The organism is Stenotrophomonas sp. 610A2 (genome assembly GCF_030549615.1).
Classification (GTDB): domain Bacteria; phylum Pseudomonadota; class Gammaproteobacteria; order Xanthomonadales; family Xanthomonadaceae; genus Stenotrophomonas; species Stenotrophomonas pigmentata.
Map to the genome: position 1 here is coordinate 4007090 of NZ_CP130832.1, position 14056 is coordinate 4021145.

The following is a 14056-nucleotide window of genomic DNA, read 5'->3' on the forward strand; positions in this document are numbered from 1 at the left end:
GCTGTCAGCGGGCAGCCGGACGGGTGATGGCCTGCGCCTTGCCGTCGTAACGCACCACCACGTCGGCCTTGGGCTCCAGCGTGCCAATGCCGTCACGCGGGCCATCGACCCAGCGCACGCGCAGCTCGCGCTTGTCCTGCATGCCCGGGTAACTGCCCTCGCGCGCACCGATGCTCAGCACGCCCTTGGACTGGTCCCACTGCAGCGCGATGCGGCTGGACTGGCCACGCTCGTAGCCATAGTTGCGGCCGTTGTCCTCGTACAGCGAGAAGCTGCCGTCGGCGCCGGTATAGACCTCGATGGTGACCGGTGCGTTGGGCTGCTCGTCGACGTACTGCTGGACCACGGTGCGCGGGACGATGGAGCCGGCACGCACGAACAGCGGGCTGCGCTCCAGCGGTGCGGCAGCGGTGATGGTCTGGCCACCGGCATGACGCTCGCCGGTGTTGAAGTCGATCCAGCTGGTGCCGGCCGGCAGGTAGACCTGGCGGCTGGTGGCCTTGAACTCGGTCACCGGCGCAACCAGGAAGGCCGGGCCGAACAGGTACTGGTCGGCGATGTCACGCACCTTGGGGTCGGCCGGGAAGTCCATCGCCATCGCGCGCAGGATGGTGCCGTCCTTCTGCCAGGTATCACCGGCCAGGGTGTAGATGTAGGGCAGCAGCGTGTAACGCAGCTTCAGGTAGTGGACGAAGCTGTTGTAGTGCGCCGAGCCTTCCGGGGCGATTTCCCAGATCTCGCGGTACGGGAACTGGCCGTGCAGGCGGAACACCGGCACGAAGGCGCCGTACTGGAACCAGCGCAGGCTCATCTCGCGCCACTCCGGCAGGTGCGCCGGGTCCTTGTCGATGAAGCGCTGCTCCGGCGAGAAGCCACCGATGTCGAAGCTGACGTTCGGCGCACCGGCCATCGAGGCATTGACCAGGCCGGAGATCTGCTCGCGCATGTCGTCCCAGCGCGGCACGATGTCACCGCTCCAGAACGCCGCACCGGCGCGCTGCTGGCCGGCGAAGTAAGCACGCGAGAGGATGAACACGCGCTTGTCCGGATCGACCTCGCGCGAGCCTTCGTACACGCCTTCGGAATGCACCAGCGGATAGGAGTTGAAGTACTCCACCGAGGAACCGATCGCGGTCGGCGTGGTGCGCGCCTTGCGCTCACCGATGTCGATGTTGCTGTGCAGGTCCGGCTCGGAGGCGTCCAGCCACCAGGCGTCGATGCCACGACTGTTGAGCTTCTCGTTGACCTGGCGCCAGAAGATATCGCGGCCCTTCTGCGAGTACGGGTCGTAGAAGGAATTCAGGTAGCCCTTGCCGATCCAGTCCAGCTCGCCGACTTCGACGTTGCGGTGGTACATGGCACCGGCGGCGTCGAGTTCCTTGTAGTTGGCGGTGGTCGGGTAGAACTTCGGCCACACCGAAATCATGATCTGCGCGTTCTGGTCGTGCACGTGCTTGATCATGCCGGTCGGGTCCGGGAAGTTCTTACTGTCGAAGTCGTGCGAGCCCCAGGCGTCTTCCGGCCAGTACGACCAGTCGAGCACGATGGCGTCGATCGGCAGCTTGCGGCGGCGGTACTCGTCCAGCGCACCGGTCAGCTCGTCCTGGGTCTTGTAGCGCTCGCGGCTCTGCCAGAAGCCATACGACCACTTCGGCAGCAGCACGGCCTTGCCGGTCAGTTCGCGGTAGCCGGCGATCAGTTCGTCGGCATTGCTGCCGGTAACCACGTAGTAGTCGATCATCTGCCCAGCTTCGGACCAGATCGAAAGATCATTCGCCTCGGCGGCGGGCAGCGGGTCGCGATGCAGCAGCGCGATATAGGCCGGATCGATCGCGTCCCATTCCACCTTCACCTGATGCTTCTGGCCCGGCTGCAGGTCCAGCGCGAACTCGTGGTGCCACGGGTTCCAGTTCTGCCGCCAGCGGTCGATCACCAGCTTGCCGTCGATGTAGACCTTGGCGTACTCGCTGTTGTACATCGAGAACGTGTGGCGACCGCCCTGCTTGGCTTCGATGGCGCCTTCCCACACCACCTGGGTACGGCCGCCCTGGGCCTTGTTCCAGCCGTCGGCGGGCAGCGCCTTCAGGTCCTTGATGTACTGGTAGTTGATCTCATTCTCGCGACGCACCACACGCTGCTGGCCATCGAACGAATAGGTCGCGGTGAATGCACCCGGCTTGCCCTGCGCGTCATAGACCACCAGGTCTTCCTGCAGCGGCCGCAGGCCCTTGGGGTCGCCGTAACGGGTGATCGAGTTGTTGTCCCAGAGGATGCCGTAGTTGCGGCTGGAGATCAGGTAGGGAATGGCGTTGTCGATGTTGTGCTGGAGCAGTTCGACATCGCGGCCCTTGAGGTTCATCCAGCCCTGCTGGTGCAGGCCGGTGCCGTACAGCGCTTCGCCTTCGACCGAATCGAAGCGCTGGCGCACGCTGTACATCGGCTTGCCTTCCACCTGCCCGGCGCTGAAATCACGCGTTGCGGCCGACTCGGCAAGCAGCGGCTTGCCGGCGGCATCGAAGAAGCTGACGCGGCCATCGGCCAGGGCTACCTGCGCGGAGATGCCCGCGGCCTTCAGGGTCACTGCGCTGGCGTCCTGGCTGACCTCGAATGCCGGCACCGGCGCACTGTTGGCCACGCGCATCAGGCTGGGGCTGCGCTGGAAATCACCATCCACGTCCGCGCTGACGCGCACGATGCGGTCGTCCACCAACTGCAGGCGCACATCGGCGGCCTTGGCATCGGCCGGGCGCACGATCACACCATCGGCCTGGCGCTCCACGGTCTGTGCCGATGCGGCCAGCGGCGCCATCGCGGCGGCCACGGCCAGTGCCAGCAGGCTGGTGCGCAGCCGCGCGTGCTTGTTCTGCAACATCATTGGATCTCCCTCCGTTGGGGCGCCTGGTTGGCGCCTTGCTGTATGCGACTGCTCAGTACGTGGCCAGCTTCACCCGCAGCAACTGCGGTGCGCTGGAGAAATTGAGGCCGTAATCGGTCTGGTCACCGTTCCAGCGGCGGCGGAACTTCCACTCGCCGTCGACATAGGTGCCTTCATCCACCGAGTGGTAGATCTGCCGTTCGGCCACCGCCGGATCGGCCGCCACCAGGCTGATGCGCGCGTGCGCACCGGTGACCAGGAATTCATCCGCTGCCAGCTGCACCACCAGCGCCCGGCCAATCGGCTCGGGGTTGCCCGGCGGCTCGCCCTGGAACCAGAACTGCGGCACGCCATAGGTGATCACCGCGTTCCACTTGTCGTCGATCTTCAGGGTCTGCACGGCCTGCCCTGGCTGCTCGGCGGTGGCGCGCACCTTGCCCTCGAAGCTGGCCTTGGCGATCACCCCGGCAGCCGGCGCCACCAGGCGATAGTTGAGCGCGAACGGCTCCAGCGTCTCCGGATTCATGGCCCGTGCGCCGAGTGGATAGTTGGAGTACTTGGAGTAGTCGATGCCGAACGGCGACCAGCCGATGGCCTGGTGGCCCAACGCGGAGAAGAAATAACGCGCGTACTCCTCGCGGTTGCCGGTCTCGGCGACGAACAGCGGATTGTCGGCGCGCGAATAGCGCTCCAGCACCGTGGTGTACATCGTGTACTCGGGCATGTAGATGTCCGGCGCCAACAGGTCGATGTTCGGCGCTGCTGCCTTGTACACGTCCAGCACGTTGTCGGTTGGGCCACCGCTGGCGTACTGGCCGGGCTGGCCCGGGTTGAACGGGCCGCGCAATGCTGCATTGACCAGCATCGGCAAGTTGTACTCGGCCTTGCCGGCGGCAGCGACCTGGTCGATGTAATGGGCGATATGCCAGGCATGGAAGAACTCGTCGGCATCGGCCCCGAACACGTCGCGCCACGTCCCCGGCTGCTTGCCCAGCTTCTTCAGCAAGGCCTCGGGCACCGCCGCATCGAAGTCCTTCTGCGCAAGCGGCGAGAAATCACGCACGCTGCCATAGGTGCCCGGCTCGTTCTGCGGCTGCACCATGATCACGGTGTGCTGCGGGTCCTTGGCCTTGAGGTGACGCATCAGCTGCACGAAGGCCTTGCGGTCTGCCTCCAGGGTTGCCGGTGCATGCGGCGACAACGAGTTGAGGGTGCGGCCATCGGCGGTGATCACGCGTGGGAAGCGCTGGTTGTCCAGCTTCACCCACTCCGGCGCGTAGTTCGGGCCGTTGTTCTTCCAGGTGGCGAACCACAGCAGGATCAACCGCACTTTCTTTTCGCGGGCCTGCTCCAGCAGGGTATCGACGAAGGCGAAATCGAACTCGCCCTCCTTGGCTTCCACCTGCTCCCAGCCTACCGGCACCATCACCGTGTTCGGCTTGACGATGTCGATGGCCGGCCATACGTCGTCCAGCGCCTGCGGGTAGTTGCTGGAGTTGTTGACCTGCGCGCCAAGGATCAGGAACGGCTTGCCATCGACGAACAAGGCATGGCGACCATTCTCGGTGACCACGCGCGGCAGTTCCGCTGCTGCGGCCGAGGTCGCGGCTGCAGCCTTGGCTTCGCCACCTTGCGCTGCGGGTGCGTCCGGGCTGGCGCCGCCACAGGCAGCCAACAGCAATGCCATCGCGGTTGCGAGCAGGCCACCGGTGACCGGCGCGGAACGTTGGAAAGTCAGCTTCATGGTCGTTTCCTTTTGCTTCATGCAGGTAGTCCGCACGGTCATGGCCCGGTGCGGAAAGGTGACGCCGGCAAGCCGGTGGCACCTGTCAGGTTGGCGCCCTGCGCGGTATCGCTCCAGCCGTAGCGTGCGGCCACCGGCGCCTTCACCGCGCTGCTCTGCAGGATCACCCGGTTGCCATCGATGCGTGCCTGCGCGCGATGGAAATGCCCATCACTGCCAGCAACCTCAAAGCCCTTCAGTTCACCGCCACCGCCTACCTGCAATGGCGCAGCGCCCGCGTCAAAACGCAGCACCACGCTGTTGCCCTGCACGTCATGGCCGACATGGCTCGGGCCGGATGCAACGACCGTGCTGTCGCCATAAACCAGCTTCCCTGCGGCGAGCGCCAGGCGATCGCCAACGGTACGCTTGTTGCGCGGGTGGATATCGTGCACATCACCAACGTCGGTGATCACCACTTGCGCGGTGGCTGGCAGCGACAGCGTGGCGCTCTGCGATTCGCGCAGCAGCGCCCACGGGCTTTCGATCGCCACATCATCGGCATCGCGTTGGTCCGCACCGGACGAGAACGGCGCCAGCTGCACCCACAGGAACGGCAGCGCAGGTGCCTTCCACCGTGCGCGCCATTGCGTGATCAATGCAGGGAACTGCTGCCGGTACGTCTGTGCCTGCGGCAAGGTGTTGGCGTTGGATTCGCCCTGGTACCAGAGCACGCCGCGCACGCCGTAATCCTGCAGTGGATGGATCATCGCGTTGTAGAGAAGGGTTGGGTGCTGGTTCTTGTCATCGACCAGCGCGACCTGTGCGCTCTCGACGCGGAAGCTCCAGCCATCCAGCGCACGCGCGGCCGCGCCCTGCGGCTGCACGAACACTTCACTGGCTTCGCCGTGGATGCCACCACCGCCACCGAAGTCCTGCACGCGCACCGCGACATGGTTGAGGCCGGCATGCAAAGCGGACGCGGGCACGCTGTAGCGACGCGCCAGGTTGTACTGCAGCTTGGTTTCGCCGACCTGCTGGCCGTTGACCCAGGTGGTATCGCTGTCGTCGATGCGGCCCACGCCCAGGGTCACGCCCATGGCGGCTTCATCGGCACTGAGACGGAAGCTGGCGCGGTACCAGGCAACGCCGTCCATGCCATTCCAGCCCTGGCTTTCCCACAGGCCGGGCACGGTGATGGTGGTCCACTGCGCCGCATCGACATCGGCCTCATGCCAGTGGCTGGCATCTGCCGGCAGCTGCGGCCAGCGCGCAAGGTTGGCGTGGGTAACCTGCAATGCCTTGGCATCGGCGTCGCGCAATGCAGCTGCCTGCGCGGCCAGCGCGGCGCTGTCCAGGCCATGCGTTGCTGCGTCGGTCCATGCTTCGATGGTGCTGCCGCCCCAGGTGCTGTCGATGATGCCTACCGCTACACCGGTGCGCGCGCGCAGCTGCTGTGCGAAGTAATACGCCACTGCCGAGAAATCACCGGCAGTGCGGGGATTTGCCTGCCGCCAGTCGCCGCCAGTGAGCTGCCACTGCGGTGCGCCGGCCCACGACTTGGGAATCTTGAAATGGCGGATCAGCGGATCATTGGCAGCTGCTATCGCCGCCTCGGCGCCATCGGTCTGGGCCAGTGGCCATTCCATGTTGGACTGGCCCGAGGCCAGCCACACTTCACCGACGTAGACGTCATGCAACTGCTTTGGCACAGCCTTGTCGTCGATGCTCAGCACATACGGGCCGCCAGCCGGTAGCGCAGCCAACTGCGCACGCCAGTTGCCGTCGGCAGCGGCCTTCACCGTCACCTGCCTGCCAGCGAAATCGATGCGTACCTGTGCACCCGGTGCAGCCTTGCCCCATACGGGCAAGGGCTGGTCACGCTGCAGCACCATGCCGTCGGCGAACACGCGCGGCAGCTCAACTGCCTGTGCACTACTGGCAAGCGCTGCCAGGCCAATCACTGCGAACAACGGTTTCAATTCGATTCTCCGTACCAGATGCCACGGCCTTCGGTGCCGAAATAGATGCGGCCGGGAATGCGCGTATCACCGGTGACGTGACGGATCACGCCGCCAAAGCGCTGCGCGTCGTTGTCGATGCGGGTCCAGCGGCGGCCACCATTGTCCGAGCGGTACAGGCCACGCTTGCCGGCCATTTCGCCGAATACGAACAGCACCGGCGTGTCACCGTCCTTGAGCGGCTTGCCCAGCCCGACCGAGAACACGTTGTCCAGGCCTTCCACACGGCGCAGCTTGCCCGGCGACCAGTGCAACAGGCCTCGCCAACCAGCGGCAACCCAGGCCTCACCGGCCTGCCACGGATTCGGTCGGATCTCGGCACGGAACCAATCACCCACCGCGCCGACGCCGGCCTCGGCCTGACGGAATTCCACGCCGCCGTCGCCACTGACATACAGCGCGCCACTGACCGGATCGAAGCCGTAGTACACGCCTGCCTCCAGCTTGTCCGCTTCCACCACCGCATTCTTCGGCAGGCCTTTCACCGCCTGCCAGCGGCCGCCGAAATCGGCACTGAGCCAATGGCCGCCATTGCGGGTCTGCCAGATCACCCGCTTGCCATCGGCGGCCAGGGTGATGCGGCCTGCACCTTCGCCATCGGGTGGCTCGTGCGCGAATGCCGTCCAGTTGCGGCCGCCATCCTTCGACCAGGCCGCGCGCACCGCGCCTTCGGGGCGGTCATGGAAATAGCCGGTACGCACCATCAGCTGCGGTGCCTGCCCGGCATAGGCAAGGCTTTCGGTATTGGAGAAGCGCACGCCGGAAAACCGCTGCTGTGGCGTGTCCAGATCGTCATGCACGAAGCCGTCAATGTCGCCCAGGCCACTGACCAGGTGCGCGCCCTGCGGCGGGCTTACCAGCGCCAGCGGAACGGTCTCCTCGAAGCCGGCCAGCGGGAAACGCCAGGTCAGGCGCTTGCCTTCGTCGAAGCTGCGCAGGTCGCGCGTATCCCAGATGCCGTAGCCGGTGACGAACTGCAGGTGGCCAGGGTCGTGCGGATCGATCGCCAGCACGCCGATCCAATGCGGCCGTGCTTCCTCGGTCCACGGTGCATGGGAGTGGTCGAAGTCGGCGCGCGTGGACAGCGCGGTCCAGCTGCGGCCGCCATCGACGCTGCGGAAGATGTCGTCATGCGGCGCGAAGCGGTTGAAGGTGCTGGCGACGATGCGCTGCGGGTCCTGCGGATCAACCGCCACCGCGCCCCAGCCGAAGCCGTCGCCATGCAGATCGCTGGACTGCGGTACCGGGGTGATGTCGGTCCATGCACCGTCGCGCGGATCAAAGCGCCACAGCGCACCGTTGTTCATGGTGTTGGGACCGGGCTGGTCGCCGTAGCTCAGCAACCAGCGGCCCAGGCTGTCGCGCACCATGTGGTTGGGACGCAAGCCGGTCGGCTGGCCCGGAACCGCCTGCCAGCTGCTGCCGGCATCGTCGGAGCGGTACAGCGCGGTCTGCTGGGTCGAGACGCCGGCGTACACCGTGCGCGATGCACCGTCGCCACCCTTGCTGTCGGGTTCGAAATTGATGAAGGCCACGCCGATGGCCTGCGCACCGCCCCAGCTCTGCGCGGTGGCTGCGGTGGATTTGGCGATTGCCGGGAACGAGGTCAACTCGCTCCAGCTGATACCACCGTCGGCACTGCGCCACACGCCATTGGCACGGGTACCGAACAACAGCACCTTGCCGTCATTCGGGTCCACCGCCAGGCGCTCACCATTGGCGCGGCCCAATTCGTTGCCGCCCATCTTGAAGGGCAGTTCGGTGCGCTGGAAACTCTGCCCGCGGTCGTTCGAACGCAGGATCACGCCGTTGCTGCCGCGCTCGTGCAGGTAGGTGCCCACCGCCATGTACAGGCGTTCGGGGTCGGCCGGATCGACGGCCATGCTTTCCACGCCGAAACGGCCCTGGTCGCTGGCGTCCATCCAGTCCAGCAGGGGTTGCCAGCGCTGCTGCGCCGGCTCCCAGCGGTAGGCGCCTCCGATATCGGTGCGCGCGTACTGCAGCCCCTGTTGCTGCGGATGGAAGACCAGCCCGGTAACGAAACCACCGCCGCCGATGGCGACGTTGTGCCACTGGTACCCAGGTTCCGCAGCAGCCTGCGCCGCCGGGATGCAGAGCACGGTTGGCAGCAGCAATGCCGCTGCCGCCAACCATCGCCGCAGATATCCTGCGCTGGTGGTAGCCGCCTGCCGCTGCGTGCTACCCGTGTTGAAGCGCCTGATACCTGCCATACCGCACCTCCGTCTACCCAAGCCGCGTTTACAGATCCAGGTTGGCCCGGATGCTCATGCCGTAACGGCGATCATTGATGTACCAGCCATTCGGACGACTGCTGCTGCCGTAGTAGTCCGAGCGCACCTCATCGAGCAGGTTGGTGCCGTCAATCGTCAGTGACCAGATCTCGTTGAGGTTGATGCGCAGCGACGCATCCAGCTGGCCGGTGGCGTCGTGGTACTGCGGCACGTGGCCGGCATTCGGCGGACGCGTGGTGACCAGCCAGGTATCACGCCAGTTGTAGGCGGCGCGGAACGAAACGCGGGACTTTTCGTACATCAGCACCACGTTGTAGCTGTTCTTGGACAGGCCTTCCAACGGCAGGTAGGAGATCTCCACGCCATCGGTGCCTGCAGCATCCGGTGCCGGTGCCTTGCTGTCCACGTAGGTGTAGTTGGCTTCGAAACCCAGGCCATCCAGCACGCCTGGCAGGAAAGTGAAGAACTGGCGGTAGCCGAGCTCCAGACCCTTGATCTTGCCGTCCTTGCCATTCGAACGCGTCTGCAGCTGGAACTCACGCACGCACTCGGCGCTGACGCAGGCGCGGGTCTCGCCAGTGGTCGAGCCCTCCAGCGGCACGTCGAAGTTGGCGTCGTAGTAATTGGCCGCGATGGTGTCGTAGTAGTAGAAGCCCTTCACCTTCTTGTAGAACGCGGTGCCGTACAGCATCGAGCCCTGGCCGAAATACCATTCCAGCGAGGTATCGAACTGGTTGGAATACATCGGCTTCAGGTAAGGATTGCCACGGCTGGCATAGGACACGCCGCCGGTATTGAAGTCGAAGAAGGTGTCGTTGAGGTAGACGTAGGGATCGAGCAGATCGAAGTCCGGGCGCGACATCGCACGCGAGGCAGCCACGCGCCACTGCAGGCTGTCGGTCAGGAACATGCGGAAGTTCAGGCTCGGCAGAACATCGGTATAGGAGTTGGTGACGTCGATCTTCGCCACCTCGTTCGACGGCGAGTTCTGTTCCAGCTCGTAACCCTTGACCGAGGTTTCGGTGCGCACCACGCGTACGCCAACGTTGGCATCCCAGGGGAAGCGCGCGTCGTCCTGGCCCATGCGCAGCATCGCGTATGCGGCATAGGTGTTCTCGGTGTAGTCGCGGATGTCGGTGGTCGGGTTGTAGGCAACCGGATCGTGGCCGAACATGCGCACGGTGTTCTCGTAATCAGCAACCATCTGGTCGCAGGCCACGTAGCCGGTCGGCAGGCCACTGGCGCCACGGAAATGGTCGGTGAACGGGAACAGCCGGTAGCAGGCGTCCGGATAGTCCTTGAACGGTGCTGCCGAGAAACTGCCCCAGGCGTTGTCGGTGCCGGCCGGGGCGATCTTCTGCCAGTTCCAGCCCGAGCTGCGGGTGATGGCCGAGCGATCGGTATAGCGCACGCCCATGCGCAGGTCATTGAGCAGGTCGCTGTCGAGGAAATCCCAGCGCAGGTCGGCGCGCCAGGAGAACTGGTCAGCGTCGTTGTTGTCGCGCTTGTCCAGGTGCGAGTACCAGCCACCGTAGTTGCTGATGTCGCTCATATAGCCGTCGATCGGCTTGCCGGTGTCGCGGTCCAGCACGGTCACGGTCGGGTACTTGCCGGTCATGTCCACGCGTACCGGCGGCACGCCGTACAGCCCGGACCAGCCGCGCCAGTCATCCGGATCCACCTGGCCGGCGAGCAGGTCAACCCAGTAGTTGACGCTCTCGGTGGTGGCATCGATGTACTGGAAATCGGTGGACAGGTGGAGGTTGTCGTTGACCTGCCACTTGCCGCCCAATGCAAGATCGGTGGTGACCGAGTTGCGCCAATCCATGCGCGAGGTGGTGGTCACCAGTGCATTGTTGAAGGTGCCGTACTCGAACTCACCGTTGCCATCGAAGCCGAACGGGTCGTTGAAGTTCTCATAGCCCGGAATGCTCGGCGAGACGAAGCCCCAGCCGTTGCCGGACCAGTTCACCAGGTCCTGGGTATTGTTGTTGAGGTTGCCCACACGCACGCTGTATTCGCGGTTGCGGAACTTGTAGTCAGAGCGCAGGCCGGTGGCGTACAGCTCGATGTCGTCGTTGGGCTTCCATTGCAGGGCGATGTACTGGCCGTCGCGCTCACGGTCACCGAAGTGGCTGTACATGCCCACTTCGCTGGGCACCACTACTTCCTTGCCTTCGTAGCCGGGCACATCGTCATAGGCCAGGTAGCTGCCCATGTTGATGCGGTCTTCCCGGTACTGGCCTTCCTGATGGGCAACATTGAACAGCACGCCGAACTCGCCGGCATTGGTGTTCCAGCGGTTGGAGAACAGGAACGAGGCCGACGGCTGCACCGAATCGCGCAGGTCCCACTTGTTGACGGTGAAACTGCCGGACAGCTTCATGCCTTCCTGGTCGAACGGCATGCGCGTACGCAGGTTGACCAGGCCACCGAGGCCGCCTTCTATCAATTCGGCGCTGGGGTTCTTGTAGACATCCACACCGCCCAGCAGTTCGGCCGGCACGTCTTCCCAGCTCAGCGCACGGCCACTGTTGGCGGTGAAGATGTCACGGCCATTGAGCTCGCTGCGCACCTGGGTGAGGCCGCGCACCATGATGTCGCTGCCCTCGCCCTTGTTGCGGGTGATCTGCACGCCGGTAATGCGCTGCAGGGCTTCGGCGACGTTGTTGTCGGGCAGCTTGCCGATGTCTTCGGCAACGATTGAATCAACGATCTGGTCGCTGGTTTCCTTGATCACCTGCGCCTTGGTCAGGCTGCCACGGGTGCCGGTGACCTGGACCTTGTCGAGCTCGGTGGCCTTGGCGGGCGCGGCGTCCTGCGCCTGTGCAGCTGCGGACAACAGCAGCGCGACACTCAGGGCAAGCACAGTGGGTTGCAGACCGGTACACGCACGACGGCGCGCACTATTGGCCACCGTAAGGCGGCGCTGGAACGTTGACATGAGTGTTCCCTCCCAGGACACATGACGACGATTGAGTTGTCCCAGCACCGACGTCATTGCGCCTTTGGCACCAGGTGAAGCAGATTGAAAACCGCGTACTAACGCACCCCGCGCTAGCGAGGCACTCGACTAACCGCTCTTCACATCCTTCGTTGCCGGTGGATTCGCCTCCATCCCCTGTGCCTGCGACCACCGACCCTGATACCGATGGCCATCGACCATCACGGCGGCGAGCATAGGCGCGGGTACACATGCCCGACCAATGAAAAAATGCGCAGGATGTATATCGGAAGCGAATACCCCGGTTCAGGCGACCGGCGGGTACAACCTCCGCGCGGTTGACCGCAGCGCCTCCAGCACGCGCTCGGCGCCGGGGGACAGCAACTGGTCGCGGCGGCGGATGATGCCGAAGAACTCCATGCGCACGTCCAGTGCGATCGGCAAGACCAGCATCTGCCCGGTCTGCAGGTAGGGCGCGACCGACTCGGCCGGCAACGCGGTCAACATGTCGCTGTGCCGCAACAGATGGATGGTGACCGGCAGCGAGGTGGTCTCGACGATGTTCTGCGGCGGCACCAGGCCATGCTCCAGGAACACCGCGTCCAACCGCGAGCGCAGCACACTGCCATCGGGCGGCATGATCCAGCCGTAGTCGACCAGGTCGCCGTAGCTGACGCGTTTGCGCCCGGCCAAGGGATGGCCGGCACGGACAATCACCGAGTGCGGTTCGTCCGCCAGCGGCTCGAATTCCAGCTCACTGCTGCCCTCGGCACCCATGATGCGGCCGACCACGATGTCGAGTTGGCCGTCGAGCAGCTTGGCCACCAGCGGCCGGCTGTAGTCCATCTCGATCCGAATCAGGATGTCGGGGAAGTCGCGCTTGAGCGCGGCCACCGCCTGCGGCACCAGGTTGGTGCCCGGGTTGACCACGGTGCCGATGGCAGCCTGGCCGGTACGGCCACTGCGCAGCGCGGCGATCTCGTCCTGGGCGCGGCCGATCTCCGACAGCGCAGAGCGCGCGCGGCGGATCAGCACCTGCCCGTACCAGGTCGGTTCCACCCCGCGCGCATGCCGCTCGAACAGCGGCACGCCCAGCAGGTCCTCCATTTCAGCCAGCAGCTTGGACGCCGCCGGCTGGGTCATATTGGCCGCCTCGGCCGCGCGCAGCACCGAGCGTTGCTCGTAGAGATGCAGCAGCAGCAACAGGTGACGGGTCTTCAAACGGGTGGCATTGAACCAGCCGGTGGTGGGTTGAACCATGCGTGTCGATCCCCTCGACGGAGTAGCTATTCGCCCAGCGAATACATTACGACAAAAATTTCATTTGTCGCACATAGGTTCTCACGCAAGGCTATGCCACGCTTCCGTCAGCACCGCTGCCGCCCTGCCGGGCCGGCGCGGCCAGTACCGACAGCAGGCTCCAGGGAGAAAGGGATGAAGGTTTCAGGATCAGCCAGCGCCAGCAGCGCGGGCGGCCACTGTGTTTGCCGGGCCGGAGGCAGCCGATGAGCGCTCGCCTGGCCGGCAAGGTGGCAGTGGTGACCGGTGCCGCCAGCGGCATCGGCGCGGCCATCGCGCGCCTGTTCGTCAACGAAGGCGCGCAGGTGGTCGGCATCGACCTGATTGCCGCCGACGCCGACGGTTTCGAGCTGCTGCAGGGCGACATCACCGATGCCGCCGCGATGCGCGGCCTGATCGAAGCCACCCTCACCCGCCATGGCCGCATCGATGTGCTGGTCAACAATGCCGGCGCCGATGTGTTCTCCGATCCGCTGGCATTGGATGACGCGCAGTGGCAGCGCTGCTTCGCCTTGAACCTGGAAGGTGCCTGGCAGCTGTGCAAGGCCGTGCTGCCCGGCATGGTCGTGCAACAGGCTGGCGCCATCGTCAACATCGCCTCGGTGCATGGCCACAAGATCATTCGCGGTGCGTTCCCATATCCCGTGGCCAAGCACGCCTTGATCGGCATGACCCGTTCGCTCGGCGTCGAATACGCCGCGCACGGCATCCGCGTGAACTCGATTTCGCCGGGTTTGATCCTGGTGCCGCGCATCGAAGCCTGGTTCGAGCGCGAGCCCGGCGCTCGCGAACGCCAGACCGCGCTGCTGCCCCCGCGCCGCATCGGCAGCCCGGAAGAAGTAGCGTATACCGCGCTGTTCCTGGCCAGCGACGAAGCGCGCTTCATCAACGCCACCGACATCCTGATCGATGGCGGCCGCTCACAGGTTTACCACGACTGAC

7 protein-coding genes are annotated in these 14056 nt (G+C 65.1%); 1 reads left to right on the top strand and 6 read right to left on the bottom strand.

The window, feature by feature from the left end; all coding sequences use genetic code 11:
- Positions 1–4 precede the first annotated feature (4 nt).
- From Q5Z11_RS17715 to Q5Z11_RS17740, 6 genes are all read right to left on the bottom strand, one after another.
- The gene (locus Q5Z11_RS17715; RefSeq protein WP_303747612.1) at positions 5–2875 is read right to left on the bottom strand and encodes a TIM-barrel domain-containing protein; all 2871 of its coding nucleotides are present in this window, start codon (positions 2873–2875) and stop codon (positions 5–7) included.
- 52 nt (positions 2876–2927) lie between these two features.
- The gene (locus Q5Z11_RS17720; RefSeq protein ID WP_303747613.1) at positions 2928–4619 is read right to left on the bottom strand and encodes a DUF5597 domain-containing protein; all 1692 of its coding nucleotides are present in this window, start codon (positions 4617–4619) and stop codon (positions 2928–2930) included.
- A gap of 38 nt (positions 4620–4657) precedes the next feature.
- Positions 4658–6493 (bottom strand): sialate O-acetylesterase, encoded by a 1836-nt coding sequence (locus tag Q5Z11_RS17725; RefSeq protein ID WP_303750081.1) that lies wholly within the window; start codon positions 6491–6493, stop codon positions 4658–4660.
- 83 nt (positions 6494–6576) lie between these two features.
- A complete protein-coding gene (locus Q5Z11_RS17730; RefSeq protein ID WP_303747614.1) occupies positions 6577–8850 on the bottom strand; it encodes a sialidase family protein in 2274 nt (757 codons plus the stop codon).
- A 28-nt stretch (positions 8851–8878) separates the two neighbouring features.
- Positions 8879–11815 carry a TonB-dependent receptor gene (locus tag Q5Z11_RS17735; RefSeq protein WP_303747615.1) on the bottom strand — a complete coding sequence of 979 codons (2937 nt, stop codon included), beginning with the start codon at positions 11813–11815 and terminating at the stop codon, positions 8879–8881.
- Between the two features lie 306 nt (positions 11816–12121).
- Positions 12122–13075, bottom strand: a complete 954-nt coding sequence (locus tag Q5Z11_RS17740; protein ID WP_303747616.1) for a LysR substrate-binding domain-containing protein — start codon at positions 13073–13075, stop codon at positions 12122–12124.
- A gap of 245 nt (positions 13076–13320) precedes the next feature.
- On the opposite strand from Q5Z11_RS17740, the gene Q5Z11_RS17745 reads away from it, so the two are divergent.
- On the top strand, positions 13321–14055 hold the full coding sequence (locus Q5Z11_RS17745) for an SDR family oxidoreductase (RefSeq protein WP_303747617.1): 735 nt from the start codon (positions 13321–13323) through the stop codon (positions 14053–14055).
- Position 14056: the final 1 nt, after the last annotated feature.